Below are 18,471 nucleotides of genomic sequence, written 5' to 3'. Positions count from 1 at the left end.
GGATGGTCCCGGGTGGCGCGGCGGCGGTAGTGTCCCGGCGCGATGGAAACGTTGAGTACGCGCGGGCGGACGACCCGGGTCGCGGTGACGGTGGCCGGGCTGGTGCTGCTGCTCCTGGGCACCTTCTGGGGGCAGGACGACGACTTCCCGTTCGGGCCGTTCCGGATGTATTCCACGGCACCCGATCCGAACGCCGACGCGCCGGACACCCGGGTCGAGGGGGTCGACATCAGCGGGCGCACGGTGGTGCTGACCGAGGCCAACAGCGGGTTGCGCCGGGCCGAGATCGAGGGCCAGCAGCAGGCCTACATCGAGGACCCGGCCCGGCTGCGACAGGTCGCCACGGCATACGCGGAGAAAAGTCCCGGGGCCGCGCCGCTGCGCACCGTACGGATCGTCATCCGCTGGGAGGGCATCGAGGACTCGCGGCCCACCGGCACCAGCCGGGACGAGATCATCGCCTCCTGGAGCGCACCGTGAACCGGCTCACCCGCTGGCTGACCGAGCCGGTTCCGCTGGGCCGGGTCGCCGCGTTCCGTACGCTGATCTATCTCTTCGTCGCGGCCGACCTGGTGATCTTCACGCCCTGGGTCCGCCACCACGCCAGCACGCCCGGCGATCTGTACAAACCGTTGCTGGTCGGCCGGTTGCTGCACCTGCCCACCCCGACCCCGCTGCTGGTGCACGGCATCTTCTGGGTGCTGCTGGTGGTAGCGCTGGCCGCGGCCACCGGGCGAGCTCCCCGGCTGCTCGGCTGGACCGTCTTCGCGCTCTACTTCGAGTGGATGGTCATCGCGATGAGCTACGGCAAGGTCGACCACGACCGGGTCGGTCTGCTGGTCGCGCTGGCCGTGCTGCCGACGGTGGGGCGGGCCCGGCACGGCGATCCCCGGAGCACGGAGGCCGGCGGCTGGGCGTTGCGGGTCACCCAGATCGCCGTGGTGTGCACGTACTTCCTGGCGGCCTGGGCCAAGCTGCGCTTCGGTGGCATCGACTGGGTGACGAGCTCGGTGCTGGCCCGGGCGATCATCCGCCGCGGCACGGACCTGGCCGACCTGATCGCCGGTGTGCCGTACCTGCTGATCCTCGCGCAGTTCGGGATCGTGGCGTTCGAGCTGGCCAGCCCGGCGATCTTCTTCCTGCGGCCGCGCTGGCGCAACTACGCGGTGGCGTTCTTCTACTCGTTCCATCTGGTCACGTTCGCCACCATCACCATCTCGTTCGCCCCGCACCTCGCCGCGATCACCAGCTTCCTCGCGCTGGAGAAGGTCCGGCCCCTGACGTGGGCCCGACGTTTCCTGAAGCGGAGCCGGGGACAAGTAAGGGGACATGAGCGACCGGTGGTATGAGAAGGCCGTCATTTACTGCGCCGACATCGACACGTTCGCCGACTCCGACGGCGACGGGGTCGGCGACATCAAGGGCATGATCGGGCGGCTGGACTATCTGGCCCGCCTCGGCATCACCTGTCTGTGGCTGAACCCGGTCCACCCGACGCCGAACCGCGACGACGGCTACGACGTGGCCGACTTCTACAACGTCGACCCGCGCCTGGGTACCCTCGGCGATTTCACCGAGCTGGTGCACCAGGCCCGGGACCGGGGCATCCGGGTCATCATCGACCTGGTCGTGAACCACACCTCCGACCAGCACCCGTGGTTCCAGTCGGCGCGTTCGTCGCCGGACTCGCCGTACCGGGACTGGTACGTCTGGTCCGAGACCCAGCCCGAGGACCGGCACCAGGGCATGGTGTTCCCCGGTGAGCAGGCCGAGACGTGGACCTACGACCGCACCGCGAAGCTCTGGTACTACCACCGGTTCTACAAGTTCCAGCCCGACCTCAACATCAAGAACCCCGAGGTCCGCGAGGAGATCAAGAAGATCTGCGCGTTCTGGCTGCAACTGGGCGTCTCCGGGTTCCGGATGGACGCGGTGCCGTTCATCATCGAGGAGACCGAGCCGGGCAACCCGAACTCGCCCAAGGACATGGCGTTCCTCAGCGAGCTGCGCCAGCACGTGCAGTGGCGCCAGGGCGACGCCGTGCTGCTGGCCGAGGCCAACGTCGAGCCGGAGCAGCTCAAAGACTTCTTCGGCGACGGCGGCGGTTCGGCCAACCGGATCCACATGCTGTTCGACTTCATGCTCAACGGCCGGCTGATGCTCTCGCTGGCCCGGCGCAACCCGGAAGCGATCATCGACGCGCTGCGCGACACGCCGCAGCTGCCGGTCGGCGGTCAGTGGGCCACCTTCCTGCGCAACCACGACGAGGTCGACCTGTCCCGGCTCACCGCCGAGCAGCGCAACGAGGTGTTCGCCCAGTTCGGCCCGGACGAGGACATGCAGCTCTACGGCCGGGGCATCCGCCGCCGGCTGGCCCCGATGCTGGGCGGCGACCGCCGGCGCATCGAGCTGGCCTACGCGCTGCAGTTCAGCCTGCGGGGCACGCCGGTGCTGCGGTACGGCGAGGAACTGGGCATGGGCGACGACCTCACCCAGGACGGGCGGAACGCGATCCGTACCCCGATGCAGTGGAACATGGCCGCCAACGGCGGCTTCTCCACCGCCCGGACCGGCCGGCTCGTGCGCCCGGTGATCACCGGCGGCGAGTACGGCTACGAGAAGGTCAACGCCACCCTGCAGCGGCACGACCCGAAGTCGCTGCTGTCGTGGTTCGAGCGGATGATCCGGACCCTCAAGGAGGCACCGGAGGTCGGCAGCGGGAGCTGCACCCACGTGGACGTGCCCGCCCCGGCGGGACTGCTCGTGCACCGCGCGGACGACTCCACCGGCACCATGCTCTTCCTGCACAACCTGGCCGAGGAGGACGGCGTGGTGGACCTCAGCAGCCTGTACCCGGAGGCCGACTTCCCCAACGACGTGCTCGCCGACCAGGAGTATCCGGAGCCGGGCAAGTTCGACCAGCTCAAGGTCGCGGGCTACGGCTACCGCTGGATCCGGCTGTGCCGGAAGCCGTGACCGTAAATTTGCAGCCTTGATGCAGAAAGATGACCCCACCAGGTAACCCGCGGGTAACAGCTGGGTTAGAGTCGGCCGACTGCGTAACAGATCAAGCGGGAGGCCAGCAATGACCCAGCCGAGTCGGGTAGCGATCGTGACCGGGGCCGCACGTGGCATCGGTGAGGCGACCGCGCGCAAGCTCGCCGCCGACGGCCTGTCCGTGGCGGTCGTCGACCTCGACGAGGGTGCCTGCGCGAACACGGTGACCGCGATCCACGACGCCGGCGGCACCGCCCTCGCCGTCGGCGCCGACGTCTCGGACGCCGTTCAGGTCGCCGCCGCCGTCGAGCGGGTCACCGCCGAGCTCGGCGCGCCCACCGTGCTGGTCAACAACGCCGGCGTGCTGCGCGACAACCTGTTGTTCAAGATGAGCGACGACGACTGGGAGACCGTGATGGCGGTCCACCTGCGCGGCGCGTTCCTCTTCAGCCGGGCCGTGCAGAAGCACATGGTCGACGCCCAGTGGGGTCGCATCGTCTGCCTGTCCAGCACGTCGGCGCTGGGCAACCGGGGTCAGGCCAACTACGCCGCGGCCAAGGCCGGCCTCCAGGGCTTCACCAAGACGCTGGCCATCGAGCTGGGTCGCTTCGGTGTCACGGCCAACGCGGTCGCGCCCGGCTTCATCGTGACCGACATGACCGCGGCCACCGCGGCCCGGGTCGGCGTCGACTTCGCGGACTTTCAGAAGGCGGCGATCGGTCAGATCCCGGTCGGCCGGGCGGGCCGTCCCGAAGACGTGGCGAACACCGTATCCTTCCTGGTCAGTGAAGGAGCGGGATTCGTCTCCGGCCAGGTGATCTACGTGGCCGGCGGTCCTCGCGACTAGCCGTCATGGCTTGATCCGGCGAGCTACACATGATGGAGCGGGCCGGACGGGTCGAAGGGTGGAGAAGCCGACAGTGAACCGACGGATGAGCTCTCGTAGTGTGTCGCTGACCAGCACGTTCCTGTTGCTGGCGGCAGGCGGGGTGGCTGCCTGCGACAACGGCAACGACTACCAGGACGAGGGTTTCTACTGCGCCGACGAGAACGGCGTCATCGTCGACGAGGACTACTGCGACGATGACGACAACAACGGCGGCGGCGGAGGCGGCTTCTTCATCTGGCACTCGTCGGGCTACCGCTCGGGCTACCCGGTCGGTTCGCGGCTGCCCTCGGGCGGCAGCAAGTTCGCCTACAACGACAAGACCGCACGCTCCCGGTTCGGGCTGCCGTCGTCCGGCCGGATCAGCAACGGCACGGTCAAGACCAGCGTTGTCGGCAAGGGTGGCAGCGGCACGTCCGGCAAGTCCGGCAAGTCGGGCGGCTGAGCGTTGAAGCGGGTTCCCTACGGCCCGGTCCGCGACGGCTGGCGACTCACCAACTACAGCCTCGGCCTGACCTACAACGACACCGAGCTGCCGGACGGCACGATGATGTCGTACTGGCAGGAGGGGCCGTACTACGACTTCAGTCAAGCCGAGATCGAGGAGCTGGAAGCGGCGACGACCGCGCTCAACAGCATGTGCCTCGAGGCCGGCGACTGGATGGTCCAGCAGTGCCCCCGGCACACCGCGCAGGGCCGCCGCGACGGCTACTTCGCCTCGGTCTGCGGCCCGGAGACCTGCTTCCTGGCCAGGATCGGCATCCCGGAGTACACCCACGAGCAGATCATCCGCACGTGGTTCGACGGCGACGCCGAGACCTGGACGCACCAGGACAAGGACCCGGACGGCCGGATCCCGATGCAGACCCCGGACTACTCGCCGTCCGTCTACGGCCGCTTCGACCTCTGGTACAACGGCGCCGGCAGCGTCCCGCGCCTGCTCGAATACAACGCGCAGACGCCGACGTCGCTGGTCGAGGCCGCGGTCATCCAATGGCACTGGGTCGACCAGACCGGTGTGACCCAGCACCCCTGGCGGCAGTGGAACTCCATCCACGACCGGCTGGTCGGCTGGGAGGCGGCCGACGGTGAGCCCGCCAATCCCGGCGCCTGGCGGCGCAACATCGGCAAGCTGCGCGAGGCGCGCCCGTGGCTGCCGGAAAAGCCCAAGATCTACTTCGCGTACGAGACCAGCGAGACGTCCGGTGAGGACCGGATGAACGTGGCCTACCTGATGGCGACCGCCGAGGAGGCCGGCTATCCGGTCGAGCTGATCGCGATGAGCCAGATCGGCTGGGACGTGGCCGGCGACCGGGTGCTCTTCGTGCCCGCCCCGGGCCAGGAGCACAAGGCGCAGCCGATCGACGTGATCTTCATGCTGTACCCGTGGGAGTGGTTCTGGAACGAGGAGGGCGGCAAGGCCTTCTTCCGCAACATGGCCGACCCCGCCAAGCGCGGCACGGTGTGGATCGAGCCCCCGTACAAGGCGGCGCTGCTGGGCAACAAGGCGCTGCTGCCGGTGCTGTGGAAGCTCTTCGGCGACGACCCGGAACGCGGTAAGTACCTGCTCCCGGCCTACTTCGCGGAGTCGTCGAAGGCGGCCACCCTGACCTCGTACGCGAAAAAGCCGGTCTGGGGTCGCGAGGGCGGCTCGGTCAAACTGGTCCGCGAAGGCGTCACCCTGGTCGACAACCCCACCGAGTACGGCAGCGACGGCCGTTTTGTGGTGCAGGAGCTGCTGGAACTGCCGTCGTTCGACGGCCTCGAAGGCACCGTGCACCCGGTGATCGGCGCCTGGCTGATCGACGGCGAGCCGGCCGGCATGGGCATCCGTGAGGGCCTGGGCACCGACGGCCTGGTCACCCGGGACAACTGCAACTTCCTGCCGCACACCGTCGGCGCCGATTCCTGAGGACCGGCCCGGTCAGCGATCTCCGGGCCGGTTGCGCCACAGCCACCAGAGGCCGATCAGCGGCAGCACCAGCGGCACGTAGCCGTACCCGCTGCCGAAGCGCGACCAGACGGTGGCGTCCGGGAACGCCTCCTGGTCGAGCACGCTGAGGGTGCCCACCACCAGGACGCCCACCAGCTCGATCGAGCAGCTGGTCAGGGCGATCAGGCGGCCCCGGGTGCCACCGACGGCGAGGCCGATGGTGGCCGCGAGGTAGACCAGCGCGGCGAACGCCGACAGCAGGAACGCCAGCGGCGCCTCGGAGAACTTGGTGGCGATCTGCACGCCGGCCCGGGCGCCCGCGGAGACCGCGAAGATGCCGTACACCAGCAGCAGCACCCGGCCGGCGCCGGTGCCCAGGGCCGCGTCCCGCGGCCTGGTGTGGGTCGGGGTCGGCTCAGCCACCGGTGGCCTCCGCGATCTGCTGCAACCGCAGCACGAGAACCGGCAGCACCAGGCAGGCGACGCCGAGGATGAGGGTGCCCCAGCGGGTCGGCTCGAGCCGGGCCAGATAGAAGCCGACCGGGGCGAACGCGACGGTGGTGATCAGGTAGCCGATGAAGGTGGTGGTCTCGCTCGGCCGGTCGCCGGTGATGAGCCCGACGACGGCCACCACGACGAGCACCGCGACCAGAGCGCTGAGACCGAGCATGGCCCACAGGTCGGTGTTGCCGGGGGCGCGGTTGAGCGCCGAGCGGATCAGATACCAGATCCCCAGCAGGAGGGCCACGACGATGGTCGCGGTCGACAGCGGGCCGTTCATCACCGGCACAGCGTACTGATCAGCGGCAGCGTGTTAGCTTTCGGCCGGGTGTGATCTCCAGCGGGAAGGCGGCACGAGGATGCGGTTCGGACTTTTCGGTACGGGACCGTGGGCCCACCAGGCGCACGCCCCGGCGCTGGCGGCGCACCCGGACGTCGAGTTCGTGGGGGTCTGGGGCCGGGACCCGGCCAAGGCGGCCGCGCTGGCCGGGGAGCACGGCGCGCAGCCGTACGCGGAGATCGACGCGCTGATCGCCGACGTGGACGCGATCGCCGTCGCGCTGCCCCCGGACGTGCAGGCCGACATCGCCCTGCGCGCGGCCAGGGCGGGCAAGCACCTGCTGCTGGACAAGCCGATCGCCTTCACCACCGAGGCCGCCGCCGAGATCGTCACGGCCGCCGCCGAGCAGCAGGTGGCCGGGGTCGTCTTCTTCACCCGGCGCTTCATGCCGCAGATCCAGCAGTTCATCGACCAGGTCCGGGAGGCCGGCGGCTGGCTGGAGGCGCGGATCGACCACCTCGGCTCGATCTTCCAGCCCGGCAACCCGTTCGGGGCGTCGGTCTGGCGCAAGCAGAGCGGCGGCCTGTGGGACGTCGGACCGCACGCGGTCGCCCTGATCCTGCCCGTGCTGGGCCCGGTCGCGCAGGTCACCGCGCTGGCCGGCGACCGCGACATGACGCACGTGCTGCTGCGGCACACCGGCGGCGCGATCAGCACGCTGACGCTGTCCGTCGACGCCCCGGCCGCCCTGGAACGCGAGGACGCGGCATTCTTCGGCGAGTCGGGGGTCGCCGACGTGCCGACGGTGCCGTGGCTGCCGGTGGAGGCCTTCGGCCGGGCGGTGGACGCCCTGATCGGCGCGGCGAAGGGTGGCCCCGCGTCGGCGCTGGATCTGACCTTCGGTGCGGAGGTGGTGGCCGTGCTGGCCGCGGCCGGTGAATCGATCTCCACCGGCCGCACCATCAGCCTGGAGCCGGGCGAGCCGGGCTAGCGGCAGCGCCAGAGCAGCGGGTGGTTCTCGGTGTTCGGCCCGGCCGAGTAGCCGGCCACGACCAGGCCGTCGTCGCTGATGCTCTCGACGATGTACTGCTGCTCGCCCTTGAGCTTCGGGTCCGCCGGGAGCTTCGTGTTGCGTTTGCCGACGGTGATCACCGGCCGGTCGGCCTCGCCCACCACCCAGCCGTTGGCCGCCACCCGCGCCGGCATCCCCGCGCCGGACACCAGCCGCTCGTAGGTATTGCTCGCGATGCGGTAGCGGAAGAAGGCGAACGATCGCGTGTCGGCGGTGTCGATCACGGCCCGGCCCACCACCCAGCCGTCGCGGATCGCGGCCGGCCAGAACATGGTCGCCTTGCGGCCGTCGACCTCGGGCAACGGCATACGGCGGGCGGTGCCGTCGGCCAGCCACAGGTAACCCGTGCCTTCCTTGCCCTTCGGCGTGATGGTGCCGAGCACGTTGCCGGCCTCGTCGATGTCGCCGGCCTCGCCGGACTCCGCGCCGGCCGGCAACGGCAGCCGCTGCGGCTTCGCGGTCACGGACGCCCAGCGCGCCGGGACGCCCTCGTACAGCGGACCGAGCGAGCCGACCACGACCCCGGCGTCGTTGATCGCCGACGCCGCGCCCTCGCCACCGGCCAGCGGCTTGACCTTGCCGTCGCGGTACGCGTACGGCCGGATCTCCGGGTCGAACCCGGAACCGACCGCCTGGCCGCGCGAGTTGATGTCGACGAAGCTGTCGTCGGAACCGCCGACCCGGATCTGGCTGACGATCTTGCCGTCCCGCCACACCACGAGGGGGCGACCCTGCCCGCCGCCCGGTGGGTACAGCCGGCCGACGTGCCAGCGCCCGCTCGCGTCACCCCCGGTGACCAGTGCTTTCTCGATGCCGGCGGTGGGCAGCCGGCTGACCGTGCAGTCCTTGGGTCCGGCCGGCGGGGCGGCCACCGCGATCGACGGGGACGGGGTGACAGCCGGGCGCGGCGGTGGTGGCGTGGGCCGGCCCAGGGCGGAGAAGGCCAGTGTGCCCCCGGCCGCGGTGGTCGCGGTGACGGCCACGACCGCCATTCCGCTGGTCCACCACCGGGTGCGGCGGCGGCGCCGGCCCTCGGCCATCGCGCCGGCCACGTCGATGCGGGACGGGCCGGCCGGATCGCCGGCGAGCGGGCTCAGCAGGGCCACCGCGTCGCGGTCGGCGCTGTCCGGATGCTGGTTCATCGTGTGCCCCCGAGGGAATGGATGCGGTCGCCGAGGATCCGGCGCAGGGCCGTGAGTCCATGGGCTGTCTGACTTTTCACGGTGCCCTCGCTGCAGCTCAGCACCCGGGCGACATCGGCAATTGACTGATCGCAGAGAAAGCGCAGCACCAGCACGGCCTGTTGCCGCGGCGGCACCTGGGACAGCGCGGCCCGCAGCACGGCGCGTTCCTCGACGCCGTGGCCGTGGTGCGCCGGCGCGGGCCGGTCGGGTGGGACGCCGAGGCGTACCTTCCACCAGCCCCGGCGTTTCTCGTCGAGGAAAATGCGGACCAGCATCGTGTGCACGTACGCGTCGATGTTGTCCACACCGCTGATCCGCGACCACCGCACATACAGCTTGGTGATGGTCTCCTGCACCAGATCGTCGGCATGGTGCTCGTCCCCGCAGAGCAGGTACGCGGTACGCCGCAGACCTGTCGTCCGCCCGTGCACGTACGCCAGGTACTCCGCGTCCGATCCGTTGGTCATCCCTGCTCCCGCCGTCGTCCCTGTAGTAAACGGTGACGTCGGACGATCGGTTGTATGCCGATGCGGCCGCTCTGTGGTGCGATGACCCATCCGCGTAGCCGTCCGTGCCGAATGGCAGTTGATACGGCATGAGCGATGGAGAGGCTGACTTCATGACTGAGCGCGGCGCCGCCCGCCGGCCTGACCATCTGTCGGCCGTGCCCGATGCTCCGGCCGGCCCCACCTCCGACGTCGGCGACCTGGTACGCGCGGTGGCCCGCGGCGACGAGCCGGCGTTCGCCCGCCTCTACGATCTGGTCTCGCCCCGGGTCTACGGCCTGATCAGGCGCGTGTTGCGCGATCCGGCCCAGGCCGAGGAGGTCGCGCAGGAGGTGCTGGTCGAGGTGTGGCGTACGGCGGCCCGCTTCGACGCCGCCCGCGGTACGGCGACGTCCTGGATCTTCACCATCGCGCATCGCCGCGCGGTGGACCGGGTGCGCTCCGAGCAGGCCTCGTCCGACCGCACCATGAAGGTCGGTATCGCCGCGGTGGAGACCCCGTACGACGAGGTCGTCGACGAGGTGGCCGGGCGACTGGAACGCCAGCAGGTACGGCACTGCCTGGACGATCTCACCGAGCTCCAGCGGCAGGCGGTGACGCTCGCGTACTACCAGGGCCACTCCTACCGAGAGGTGGCCGAACTTCTGCAGACCCCGTTGCCCACGATCAAGACCCGGATGCGTGACGGCCTGATCCGCCTGCGCGACTGCCTGGGTGTGGAGGTGACCGCGTGACCACGACGGACATTCACGCCCTGGTCGGCGCCTATGCGCTGGACGCGGTGGACGACCTGGAGCGGGCCGCCTTCGAGCGGCACATCGTGGCCTGCGAAGGCTGCCGCAGTGAAGTCGACGAGCTGCGCGAGACCGCGTCGCGGCTGGCCGACAGCACCTGGTCGGTCCCGCCGCCGAAGCTGCGCACGGACGTGCTCGCCGCGATCGGCCGGACCCGGCAGCTGTCGCCGGGCGAGTCGGCCCGGCCCGAGCCGGATGCGCGGGCGGCGGTGTCGCGCTGGCGCCGGTACACAGCGGGCGCGGCCGCGGCGTGCATCCTGGCCACCGGGGCGGGTGCGGCCACGTGGGCGGTGCAGGAGCAGCGGGTACGCGCCAAGAACACCGCAGTCGCCGCCGCGGAGCTGCGGGAGGCCCGTACCCAGGCCATCCTGGCCGCCCCCGACCTGGTGGTCCGCACCGCGCCGATGATCGGCGGGGGCCGGGTCACCGTGGCCTCGTCCGCTCAACAGGCGGCCAGCGTCGTCTCGATGCGGGCTGATCGGGCACCGTCGGCGGACCGGGCTTTCCAGCTCTGGACGATCCGCGACGTGTCCGCTCCGGCGCCGGTCAAGGCCGGGCTGCTGTCGCCCGGGGAAGCCTCGGCGGCCCAGATCGTCGAAGGCGTGCCCGGGAACGAGGCCTTCGCTGTCTCGGAGGAGCCGGCCGGCGGCTCGCCGCAGCCCACCCAAGTGGTGGCCCAAGTTCTCCTGACGTAGACCCATCCGGTCCCCATACCGCTCCGAATCGTCTGTAGAGGAAAGAAAACGACGAAACGGAGATACTGATGGTCACCGACATCCGGCGCGCGGCGGTCCAGGGGGTACGCGACAACAGCGGCCCCGTGACCTTCGCCTTCGGGTTGGTGCTGGTGGCCATCGGTATCGCCGGTTTTCTCGCCGTCGGCCGGGGTGAACTGCTCGGGCTGTTCGAGGTCACGATGCCGTTCGGTGTCCTGCACCTCGGGCTGGGCACCGCCCTGGTGTCCGCCGCGATTCTCGGCTCGCGTCCGGCGCGGGTCACCGCCACCTGGGCCGGTCTCACGTTGCTCGCCCTGGGTCTCGCCGGCCTGGCCGGTGTCACCCGGGTCGCGCCGAACGGTGCCGATATCGCCCTCTGTCTCGTTCTCGGTATAGCGCTGACGGCTGTCGGCCGCCGCTGATCATCAAGCACCGCCCCGTAAAAAGGCGCCCCTGTGCGCATCTGTTCGAGCAGTTCGTCACGAATATTCCGTGACATCCAATTCCGAAGGGGATCCCATCATGCGCGCCACCAAGATCACTGCCATCGCCGCCGCCCTCGTCTTCTCCGCCTCCCTGGCCGCCTGCGGCGGGGACGACGCGAGCGGCGAGAACACCGCGGCGGCGCCGGCCGCCACCACGGCGTCGGCCGCTCCCTCCATGGCCGGCACGGACTCCATGGCGACCTTCGGGGCCGGCTGTGCCGCCGTGCCGACCGAGGCGTCCGACCCGGGCAGCTTCGACGCCATGGCCAAGGTGCCGGTCGCGACCGCCGCCTCCGGTAACCCGCTGCTGTCCACACTGGTCACCGCGGTCAAGCAGGCCGGGCTGGTCGACACGCTGAACACCGCGCCCGCGCTGACCGTCTTCGCGCCGACCAACGACGCGTTCGCCAAGATCCCGGCGGCCGACCTCAAGGCCGTGCTGGCCGACAAGAAGACGCTGACCAGCATCCTCACCTACCACGTGGTCGAGGGGAAGCTCACCCCGGAGCAGCTGGCCGGCACCCACAAGACCATCCAGGGTGACGAGGTCACGGTCGAGGGCAGCGGCAGCGACTTCAAGGTCAACGAGGCGTCGGTCGTCTGCGGCAACGTGCAGACCGCCAACGCCACCGTCTACATCATCGACTCCGTCCTCATGCCGAAGGGCTGATCTTTCTTCGGGAGTGCGCCGGCCGTGGTGGTGACCACGGCCGGCGCCCGGCAGGGAAGGAGATCGTCGTGCGCCGTATCGCCTGGCCCGCCCTCATCGGTGTGCTCTCGGCCGCATTCGGAGTCGCTCTCGCGGAAGTGCTCGCGGCCGCGACCCGGCCTCAGGCCGGACCGCTGGTCGCCGTCGGGGGCGCGGTGATCGACGCGGCGCCGACGCCGCTCAAGGAGTTCGCGGTACGCACGCTGGGCACGAACGACAAGCCCGTCCTGCTCGCCACGATCGCCCTGGCCCTGATCCTGTTCACAGCCCTGGTCGGAGTGCTCAGTGTCCGCCGCCGCTGGGTTGCCGTGGCCGGTGCCGCACTGTTCGGCCTGGCCGGCGCGGTCGCCGCGGCACTACGACCCGCTGCGATCGCCTACGACGTGGTGCCGTCCATTGTGGGCGCCGCGATCGCCGGGGCCACGCTGCTGTTCCTGCTCCACCGCTCCTACCGGACCGCTCCGGCGGAGCCCGGCCCGGCCGGTTTCGATCGCCGCGCGTTTCTGCGGACCGCCGCGGTGATCGCCGGTGGCGCCGTTGTCGCGGGGGCCACTTCCGAAGTCGTCAAGCGGGTCCGCGGCGGAGCCGTCACCCGATCCCGCGAGGCCATCGAGCTGCCGGTGGCCGCGAGCCCCGCGAAGCCGCTGCCCGCCGGCACCGCCCCGGGCTTCGTGACCGCCAACGCGGACTTCTACCGGGTCGACACCGCCCTGACCGTGCCCTCCATCGACGTCGAGACGTGGCGCCTGCGCATCCACGGGATGGTCGGGCGGGAGGTCGAGCTGTCCTTCGACGACCTGCTGAAGCGGCCGCTGATCGAGCGGGACGTCACCCTGAACTGCGTGTCCAACGAGGTGGGTGGGCCGTACATCGGCACTGCCCGCTGGCTCGGTGTCCCGCTCGCCCCGCTGCTGCGGGAGCTCGGGGTCAAGCCGGGCGCCGACCAGGTGGTGGCCCGCTCGGTCGAGGGCATGACCATCGGCACGCCGGTCGAGACGGTCTTCGACGGCCGCGACACGATGCTCTGCGTCGGGATGAACGGCGAGCCCCTGCCCCTGGCGCACGGCTTCCCGGTCCGCATGCTGACCCCCGGCCTGTACGGCTACGCCGGGGCCTGCAAGTGGATGACTGAGCTCGAACTGACCACCTTCGCCGACTTCGACGCCTACTGGGTGCGCCGGAAGTGGGGTGCCCGCGGCCCGGTCAAGACGGCGTCGCGGATCGACAAGCCGGCGCCGTTCGCCAAGCTGGCGGCGGGCAAGCTGACCGTGGCCGGCGTCGCCTGGGCGCAGGGCCGCGGCATCAGAACGGTCGAGGTACGCGTCGACGACCGCCCGTGGGCCAAGGCCGAGCTGCTGCCGGTCCCGTCCACGGACACCTGGGTCCAGTGGCGCTACGAGTGGCCCGCCACCGCCGGTCTGCACACTCTTTCCGTCCGGGCCGTGGACGGCACCGGCGCTGTGCAGACCGAGCAGCGGGCGACACCGTTCCCGGACGGCGCGACCGGCTGGCACACGGTCACCGCAACGGTGGAGTGACCGTCAGGGAACCGTACGCTCGATGGCCGCCGCACCGTCGCGCTCCAGCTCCTGGCGGGCGCGCTCGATGTTCTCCGGCGTCGGGTCCCGGCCCTCGGCCTGCGCCAGGTCGACCGGCTCCCATTCCTGCTCCGCTCCGGTCCGCACCGCCGGCTCCTCGCCGGGCTGCAGAAACTCCGGGTTGTCGGAGTCGGGGCCGCCACCGGTGACGAAGGCGCTCACGGCGACGTCGTCCTCCACGGCGTCCGCGACCTCCTGCGTCTCCTCCAGCGGCGGGCGGTTCTCGTCGGTCATGGCCCCTCCAAGGTGGATGCCTCGATACCTCGATCTTCTTCTTACCCCGCCTTACCCGCCTTGCCCAGCACGCAGTCCACGGGCGCATAAATCGGACGATCGAGCCCTTCGACCTCCAAGCGAGCGTGATTCGGACAACGGTCGCGCGCATCGGATGGACGGTGTGTAGTGAGCCGAATACATTTCTGCGTTGGCACGTGTATGAGTGTTCCGGCGGGGACCGCTCAGTGCGTGGGCCGCCGGCGGCGACTCGCGGCACGTGGCGCGAGGGGAACGTGACAGATGATCGATCGCTGGGATGTTCAGAGGTGAGCAGCCTGCCGGATGCGGAGCGGGACGCGAGCGAGGTCGTCCAGTTGCTGGCGGGGCTGGCCGCTCTGCTGCGCGGCCGGGATCGCGCGCTCGACGAGGACACCCGCGTGATGCTGAACATGGCGCTGGAGGGCAGGCTCTCCGCGGGGCGCGTGCTGGAGTATCTCCACGCTCTGCAGGGCTCCGGTGACGGGGTGGCCGCCGCGGTGCCACCGCGGCTCGGCCCCTGGCGGGACTGGGTGCCGCCGAGGGGAAATCTGCTCGGCGAGAAGGCCGGCGCACCTCGGATAGAGGAGCTGCCCCGCCATCGTCGCCGCCACGACCCCGGCGAATAGCGGCGACCCGCGACCGGCGTCACTTCGAGGCGGAAAGCCGGGCGGCCGACCGTCCCAGGTCCGAGTCGGATCATGTCGTACGCGGCCGGCCGCCCGGCCTCAGCAGGCTTGAATCGCGCTCAGCCGCCGGCCCGGCCCGGGCCCGCCGGCCCTCGACGCGCGGGCCGTCCGCTGACCGATCCCGCACATTCTGGCCATATGAACTACTCTGGCGTTCCGCGCCTACCTGGCGTAACTTGCAGACCAGCGGACTGTTGTTGGACGCGGTATCCGGTCGGCGCCTGGGTGAGGCGCCGAGCTGCGCAGCTGGTCAGCGCAGAGACCCCCGCGCGGAGGTGGCGTCGTCCGCACGACGCCCAGGAAGAGGGCAGCTGTGTATCTGCCGATCACCACTCGTCAGTTGGCCGATGGCACCGTCGAGATCGCGCCGAGCGGCGAGATCGATCTCGACAACGCGCACGTGATGCGTGACGCGGTCAACGATGTGCTCACCACCTCCACACCCGCGAAGATCGATCTCGACCTTCAACGGGTGATGTTGATCGACAGTATCGGCATCGGCATTCTCGTGGCCTGCTTCCACGCGGCCGCCGCCAGCGGCGTCAAGCTCGTGGTGAGCCACCCGAGTCCGACGGTCTACCGCCAGCTCTGGATCTCCGGCCTGGTCGGCCTGCTGGGCTGCGCCGAGCCGCCCTCTCCGCGCACCTCGGTGGGCCTTCGGCCCAGCTGACCCGCGTCACCCGATCGAGGGAATTCGCGCGCCGGTCTGTCCGCCTCATCGTTGCCGGTATCCTCGCTGCCGGTCTCATCCGCCACGGGTGAGATCCGTCGAGGCCGCCAGGTCGGTGGCCACCTCGAGCAGGTGGGTCAGCACCGGCCGGTCGGCCCGCGGATGCCAGGCGACGACGGTTTCGGCCCGGTCCCCGGCCAGCGGCACGAAGACCACTCCACTGTCCCGCAACGTGCGGGCCGAGCGGGCCAGCCGGGTCACTCCGACGCCGGCCGCGACCAGTCCCAGCAGGCTCGGCACGGTGGCCGACCGCTGCACCACCCGGGGCGTGAAGCCGGCGACTGCGAAGTCCCGGTCGTACTTGGCGTGCCACGGCGGCCACGACTCGCGCGGTGTCAGCACCCACGGATCGCCGGCCAGCTCACCCAGCTCCACCTCGTCACGGCCGGCGAGGTGGTGCCCGGCCGGCAGTACGGCGCAGACCGGCTCGACGATCAGAGTGCGGGTGACCAGGTCGTCCACCAGCGGCGGCCGGGTGAAGGCGGCGTCGAACCGGCCGTCGCGCAGGCCGGCGACCAGCTCGGCGATGCCGGTGTCGGCGGTGACCAGCTCGACGTCCGGATACTGCGCCCGGAACGCCCGTACGACCGGCGGCAGCATGTAGTTCGCCACCGAGGACAGGAACGCCACACTCAGCCGGCCGATCTCACCCCGGGCCGCCCGGCCGACCGTCGCCACCGCCTCCTCCGCCCGCGCCAGCACGGCACAGGCCTCGGGCAGGAACAGCCGGCCGACCTCGGTGAGCCGGGTGCCGCGGCTGTCCCGATCGAACAGTCGCGCCCCGAGAATGCGTTCGAGCACGGTGATCTGGGCCGACAGCGACTGCTGGGCGATGTGCAGGTCGGCCGCCGCGCGGGTGAAGCTCAACCGCTCGGCCACCGCGACGAAGTAGCCCAGCTGCCGCAGCTCGGGAGTGGTCACAGTCTCCGACTGTAGTGACGTCAGGAAGTCGATGTTGGCCGCGCCGGACCCGGCACCGGCAGGCTGGCAACCATGGTCGAAACAGACAAGGTATGGCTGATCACCGGCTGCTCCGCGGGCTTCGGCCGGGAACTGGTGCGGGCGGCCCACGCGGCCGGCGACCGGGTGCTCGCGACCGCCCGCCGCCCGGAACAACTTACGGATCTGGTCGCCGCCGGCGGGGGCCGGATCGCCGCCACCGCCCTGGACGTGACTGATCCGGCATCGGTCGCGGCAGCCGTCCGCACCGCCCTGGACACGTTCGGGCGCATCGATGTGGTGGTCAACAACGCCGGGCACGGCTCGGTCGGCGCGGTGGAAGAACTCGAGATGGCCGACCTGCGCGCGCTGATGGAGGTCATGTTCTTCGGGGCGGTCGAGGTGACCAAGGCCGTCCTGCCCCACCTGCGGGCCCGGGGCAGCGGCGCGATCGTGCAGATGAGCTCGATGGGCGGGCAGGTGAGCATGCCGGGCTTCGGCGCGTACTGCGCGGCGAAGTTCGCGCTGGAAGGGCTGTCGGAGGCGCTCGCCGCCGAGGTCCGGCCGCTGGGCATCACGACCCTGATCGTCGAGCCCGGCGCCTTCCGTACCGAGTTCGGCGGGGGCCGGATGCACCGGTCGGCGCCGATCGACGCGTACCGGGAGTCGACCGGGCCGACCCGTGCGGCCGTCGACCGGATGGACGGCACCCAGCCCGGCGACCCGGCCAAGGCGGCCCGGGCCATCGTCACCGTGCTGCGCAGCGACGACCCGCCACTGCGGCTCGCCCTCGGTGCCGACGCGGTCGACCACATCGGCGCGCACCTCGACGCGGTCCGGGCGGATCTCGACAAGTGGGCGGAGCTGAGCCGTTCGACCGCGCTGTCCGGGGTCGCCTACCGTTGACAGATCATGGTGCGGCGGCTGACAGTCACGGTCTTCTTCCTGTACGCCCTGAGCGTCATCGCCATCACCGTCTTCCCGATCCGGGTCCGGTCCGCGGCCTACTGGACCGGCGAACCATGGTGGACGATGCTCCACTGGATCCCCGGCGACGTGGACGCGCCCAGCTTCGTGCTCAACGTCATCATGTTCATCCCGCTGGGCGTGCTGCTGCCGCTGCTCCGGCCGTCGCTGGACGCCGTACGCCGGCTCGCCGGGTGCGCGGCCGCGGCCAGCTCGGCCATCGAGCTGATCCAGTTCGTGCTCGGGATGACGCTGGGCAGCCGCCGTACGGTCGACGTCAACGACCTGATCGCCAACACCGCCGGCGCGCTGCTCGGCCTGCTCATCCTGCGGCTGGCCGTGCCGTCGCGGCGGCACCGCGCAGCGTTCGGCGCAGGAAGTCCGCCGTCGCCGTCACCGCCCGGCTGACGTGCGGTTCCCGGTCGTAGAGGTCGACGTGCTGCCCGGCGTCCAGCCAGACGATCTCCTTGTCGCCGGGCGTCTCCTCGTACATCCGGGCGGCGAGTTCCGGGCTGCAGTAGTCGTCCCTGCGGCCGTGCACGATCAGCAGTGGCGTCTCGGCCAGCAGCGCCGCCCGGCCCAGCGCGTCGAAGGTCAGCAACGCGTGCAGCGACCCCCGTGTCACCCTGTTCTCCCAGGTGGCGGCCGCGGAACGGGCAGTGCCGTAGTACGACCACGGTTCCGCGCCGGCCATCGCGGCCGCGCCGTCGCCCGGTGCCACGGCCGGCAGGTAGTCGTCGTAGGAGTCGATGAAGCTCCGCAGGCCGGCGCGGTAGGCGACCGGGTCACGGGCGAACCACGCCGGGCTGTTGTAGGCGCCGGCGATCCCGGCCACGGCGCGTACCCGGGGGTCGGTGGCGGCGGCGCTGACCGCGTACCCGCCGCCCAGACAGACGCCCACCAGGCCGATCCGTTCCGCGTCCACCTCGGAGCGCGCCTGCAGCAAGCTCACCGCCGACCGCAGGTCGGCGAGCTTGCCCTGAGTGTCCTCATGACCGCGACGCCCTTCGCTGGCCCCGAACCCGCGGTGGTCGAAAGCCAGCGTGACCAGGCCGGCCCGCGCCAGCCGCTCGGCGTAGCGGCCGGTGACCTGCTCCCGCACGCCGGTGAACGGCCCGGTGAGCGCGACCGCGCTGCCGTCGGCGCCGGCGGGCACGCGCAGAGTGCCGCGCAGGGCAAGGCCGTCGCTGGCAAAAGTGATTTCTTCGGTACGGATGTCGTCCACGAACCGACG

The 18,471-nt window shown here is 70.9% G+C and carries 23 protein-coding genes; 16 read left to right on the top strand and 7 right to left on the bottom strand.

Features of this window, described 5'->3' with window-relative positions; genetic code table 11:
• Nucleotides 1-42: 42 nt before the first annotated feature.
• The 6 genes from AB0C12_RS21380 (at nt 43) to AB0C12_RS21355 (ending at nt 5,795) form a co-directional block, all read left to right on the top strand.
• The gene (locus AB0C12_RS21380; protein WP_360550403.1) at nt 43-480 is read left to right on the top strand and encodes a hypothetical protein; all 438 of its coding nucleotides are present in this window, start codon (nt 43-45) and stop codon (nt 478-480) included.
• Nucleotides 477-1,349 carry an HTTM domain-containing protein gene (locus tag AB0C12_RS21375; RefSeq protein WP_360550401.1) on the top strand — a complete coding sequence of 291 codons (873 nt, stop codon included), beginning with the start codon at nt 477-479 and terminating at the stop codon, nt 1,347-1,349. Before AB0C12_RS21380 ends, AB0C12_RS21375 begins: the two co-directional genes overlap by 4 nt.
• On the top strand, nt 1,330-2,976 hold the full coding sequence (locus AB0C12_RS21370; protein WP_360550399.1) for an alpha-amylase family protein: 1,647 nt from the start codon (nt 1,330-1,332) through the stop codon (nt 2,974-2,976). The genes AB0C12_RS21375 and AB0C12_RS21370 overlap by 20 nt, the downstream gene beginning before the upstream one ends.
• Nucleotides 2,977-3,085: 109 nt before the next feature.
• Nucleotides 3,086-3,844 (top strand): 3-oxoacyl-ACP reductase FabG, encoded by a 759-nt coding sequence (gene fabG / locus AB0C12_RS21365; protein ID WP_360550397.1) that lies wholly within the window; start codon nt 3,086-3,088, stop codon nt 3,842-3,844.
• An 85-nt stretch (nt 3,845-3,929) separates the two neighbouring features.
• Nucleotides 3,930-4,328 (top strand): hypothetical protein, encoded by a 399-nt coding sequence (locus AB0C12_RS21360; RefSeq protein ID WP_360550395.1) that lies wholly within the window; start codon nt 3,930-3,932, stop codon nt 4,326-4,328.
• Between the two features lie 3 nt (nt 4,329-4,331).
• Nucleotides 4,332-5,795, top strand: a complete 1,464-nt coding sequence (locus AB0C12_RS21355; RefSeq protein ID WP_360550393.1) for a glutathionylspermidine synthase family protein — start codon at nt 4,332-4,334, stop codon at nt 5,793-5,795.
• A 12-nt stretch (nt 5,796-5,807) separates the two neighbouring features.
• On the opposite strand, the gene AB0C12_RS21350 is transcribed toward AB0C12_RS21355, so the two are convergent.
• On the bottom strand, nt 5,808-6,239 hold the full coding sequence (locus AB0C12_RS21350; protein WP_360550391.1) for a hypothetical protein: 432 nt from the start codon (nt 6,237-6,239) through the stop codon (nt 5,808-5,810).
• Nucleotides 6,232-6,597, bottom strand: a complete 366-nt coding sequence (locus AB0C12_RS21345; RefSeq protein ID WP_360550584.1) for a hypothetical protein — start codon at nt 6,595-6,597, stop codon at nt 6,232-6,234. The genes AB0C12_RS21350 and AB0C12_RS21345 overlap by 8 nt, the downstream gene beginning before the upstream one ends.
• Before the next feature lie 79 nt (nt 6,598-6,676).
• On the opposite strand from AB0C12_RS21345, the gene AB0C12_RS21340 reads away from it, so the two are divergent.
• Complete coding sequence (locus AB0C12_RS21340) at nt 6,677-7,588, top strand: Gfo/Idh/MocA family oxidoreductase (RefSeq protein WP_360550390.1); 912 nt, start codon at nt 6,677-6,679, stop codon at nt 7,586-7,588.
• On the opposite strand, the gene AB0C12_RS21335 is transcribed toward AB0C12_RS21340, so the two are convergent.
• The gene (locus AB0C12_RS21335; RefSeq protein WP_360550388.1) at nt 7,585-8,811 is read right to left on the bottom strand and encodes a hypothetical protein; all 1,227 of its coding nucleotides are present in this window, start codon (nt 8,809-8,811) and stop codon (nt 7,585-7,587) included. The two genes, AB0C12_RS21340 and AB0C12_RS21335, sit on opposite strands and share 4 nt — an antisense overlap.
• A complete protein-coding gene (locus AB0C12_RS21330) occupies nt 8,808-9,320 on the bottom strand; it encodes a SigE family RNA polymerase sigma factor (RefSeq protein WP_360550386.1) in 513 nt (170 codons plus the stop codon). The genes AB0C12_RS21335 and AB0C12_RS21330 overlap by 4 nt, the downstream gene beginning before the upstream one ends.
• 152 nt (nt 9,321-9,472) lie before the next feature.
• Between AB0C12_RS21330 and AB0C12_RS21325 the strand changes: the two genes are divergently transcribed.
• The 5 genes from AB0C12_RS21325 (at nt 9,473) to AB0C12_RS21305 (ending at nt 13,601) form a co-directional block, all read left to right on the top strand.
• Nucleotides 9,473-10,093, top strand: coding sequence for a sigma-70 family RNA polymerase sigma factor (locus tag AB0C12_RS21325; protein ID WP_360550384.1), 621 nt, complete (start codon nt 9,473-9,475; stop codon nt 10,091-10,093).
• The gene (locus AB0C12_RS21320) at nt 10,090-10,848 is read left to right on the top strand and encodes an anti-sigma factor (RefSeq protein ID WP_360550382.1); all 759 of its coding nucleotides are present in this window, start codon (nt 10,090-10,092) and stop codon (nt 10,846-10,848) included. Before AB0C12_RS21325 ends, AB0C12_RS21320 begins: the two co-directional genes overlap by 4 nt.
• A gap of 68 nt (nt 10,849-10,916) precedes the next feature.
• Nucleotides 10,917-11,291, top strand: a complete 375-nt coding sequence (locus AB0C12_RS21315) for a DUF4383 domain-containing protein (RefSeq protein ID WP_360550380.1) — start codon at nt 10,917-10,919, stop codon at nt 11,289-11,291.
• A 100-nt stretch (nt 11,292-11,391) separates the two neighbouring features.
• Nucleotides 11,392-12,024 carry a fasciclin domain-containing protein gene (locus tag AB0C12_RS21310; RefSeq protein ID WP_360550378.1) on the top strand — a complete coding sequence of 211 codons (633 nt, stop codon included), beginning with the start codon at nt 11,392-11,394 and terminating at the stop codon, nt 12,022-12,024.
• 68 nt (nt 12,025-12,092) lie between these two features.
• Nucleotides 12,093-13,601 (top strand): molybdopterin-dependent oxidoreductase, encoded by a 1,509-nt coding sequence (locus AB0C12_RS21305; protein ID WP_360550376.1) that lies wholly within the window; start codon nt 12,093-12,095, stop codon nt 13,599-13,601.
• Between the two features lie 3 nt (nt 13,602-13,604).
• Here AB0C12_RS21305 and AB0C12_RS21300 read toward each other — a convergent pair whose 3' ends face one another.
• A complete protein-coding gene (locus tag AB0C12_RS21300; protein ID WP_360550374.1) occupies nt 13,605-13,895 on the bottom strand; it encodes a hypothetical protein in 291 nt (96 codons plus the stop codon).
• Nucleotides 13,896-14,170: 275 nt separating this feature from the next.
• Here AB0C12_RS21300 and AB0C12_RS21295 point away from each other — a divergent pair, with 275 nt between their 5' ends.
• The gene (locus tag AB0C12_RS21295; RefSeq protein WP_360550372.1) at nt 14,171-14,542 is read left to right on the top strand and encodes a hypothetical protein; all 372 of its coding nucleotides are present in this window, start codon (nt 14,171-14,173) and stop codon (nt 14,540-14,542) included.
• Nucleotides 14,543-14,915: 373 nt separating this feature from the next.
• Nucleotides 14,916-15,272 carry an STAS domain-containing protein gene (locus AB0C12_RS21290; RefSeq protein ID WP_360550370.1) on the top strand — a complete coding sequence of 119 codons (357 nt, stop codon included), beginning with the start codon at nt 14,916-14,918 and terminating at the stop codon, nt 15,270-15,272.
• A gap of 75 nt (nt 15,273-15,347) precedes the next feature.
• Here the strand turns inward: AB0C12_RS21290 and AB0C12_RS21285 are convergent, their stop codons facing one another.
• Nucleotides 15,348-16,253: a LysR family transcriptional regulator gene (locus AB0C12_RS21285; RefSeq protein ID WP_360550368.1), complete on the bottom strand. Its 906-nt coding sequence runs from the start codon at nt 16,251-16,253 to the stop codon at nt 15,348-15,350.
• Between the two features lie 72 nt (nt 16,254-16,325).
• On the opposite strand from AB0C12_RS21285, the gene AB0C12_RS21280 reads away from it, so the two are divergent.
• Together AB0C12_RS21280 and AB0C12_RS21275 are read left to right on the top strand one after the other, a co-directional pair.
• Complete coding sequence (locus AB0C12_RS21280; RefSeq protein WP_360550366.1) at nt 16,326-17,177, top strand: oxidoreductase; 852 nt, start codon at nt 16,326-16,328, stop codon at nt 17,175-17,177.
• Between the two features lie 6 nt (nt 17,178-17,183).
• A complete protein-coding gene (locus AB0C12_RS21275; RefSeq protein WP_360550364.1) occupies nt 17,184-17,645 on the top strand; it encodes a VanZ family protein in 462 nt (153 codons plus the stop codon).
• On the opposite strand, the gene AB0C12_RS21270 is transcribed toward AB0C12_RS21275, so the two are convergent.
• The gene (locus AB0C12_RS21270; RefSeq protein ID WP_360550362.1) at nt 17,560-18,462 is read right to left on the bottom strand and encodes an alpha/beta hydrolase; all 903 of its coding nucleotides are present in this window, start codon (nt 18,460-18,462) and stop codon (nt 17,560-17,562) included. The two genes, AB0C12_RS21275 and AB0C12_RS21270, sit on opposite strands and share 86 nt — an antisense overlap.
• Nucleotides 18,463-18,471 lie beyond the last annotated feature (9 nt).

Origin of the sequence: Actinoplanes sp. NPDC048967 (genome assembly GCF_040649415.1) — a bacterium.
Classification (GTDB): domain Bacteria; phylum Actinomycetota; class Actinomycetes; order Mycobacteriales; family Micromonosporaceae; genus Actinoplanes.
Note: the sequence above shows the minus strand (reverse complement) of the source record. Positions and strands in the feature narration are given on the sequence as shown.

Coding starts and splice junctions, on each gene's coding strand:
- AB0C12_RS21360 (WP_360550395.1), top strand. CDS start 3,930: ATGAGCTCTCGTAGTGTGTCGCTGACCAGCACGTTCCTGTTGCTGGCG.
- AB0C12_RS21370 (WP_360550399.1), top strand. CDS start 1,330: ATGAGCGACCGGTGGTATGAGAAGGCCGTCATTTACTGCGCCGACATC.
- AB0C12_RS21275 (WP_360550364.1), top strand. CDS start 17,184: ATGGTGCGGCGGCTGACAGTCACGGTCTTCTTCCTGTACGCCCTGAGC.
- AB0C12_RS21325 (WP_360550384.1), top strand. CDS start 9,473: ATGACTGAGCGCGGCGCCGCCCGCCGGCCTGACCATCTGTCGGCCGTG.
- AB0C12_RS21300 (WP_360550374.1), bottom strand. CDS start 13,895: ATGACCGACGAGAACCGCCCGCCGCTGGAGGAGACGCAGGAGGTCGCG.
- AB0C12_RS21380 (WP_360550403.1), top strand. CDS start 43: ATGGAAACGTTGAGTACGCGCGGGCGGACGACCCGGGTCGCGGTGACG.
- AB0C12_RS21335 (WP_360550388.1), bottom strand. CDS start 8,811: ATGAACCAGCATCCGGACAGCGCCGACCGCGACGCGGTGGCCCTGCTG.
- AB0C12_RS21315 (WP_360550380.1), top strand. CDS start 10,917: ATGGTCACCGACATCCGGCGCGCGGCGGTCCAGGGGGTACGCGACAAC.
- AB0C12_RS21280 (WP_360550366.1), top strand. CDS start 16,326: ATGGTCGAAACAGACAAGGTATGGCTGATCACCGGCTGCTCCGCGGGC.
- fabG (WP_360550397.1), top strand. CDS start 3,086: ATGACCCAGCCGAGTCGGGTAGCGATCGTGACCGGGGCCGCACGTGGC.
- AB0C12_RS21310 (WP_360550378.1), top strand. CDS start 11,392: ATGCGCGCCACCAAGATCACTGCCATCGCCGCCGCCCTCGTCTTCTCC.
- AB0C12_RS21330 (WP_360550386.1), bottom strand. CDS start 9,320: ATGACCAACGGATCGGACGCGGAGTACCTGGCGTACGTGCACGGGCGG.
- AB0C12_RS21345 (WP_360550584.1), bottom strand. CDS start 6,597: ATGAACGGCCCGCTGTCGACCGCGACCATCGTCGTGGCCCTCCTGCTG.
- AB0C12_RS21340 (WP_360550390.1), top strand. CDS start 6,677: ATGCGGTTCGGACTTTTCGGTACGGGACCGTGGGCCCACCAGGCGCAC.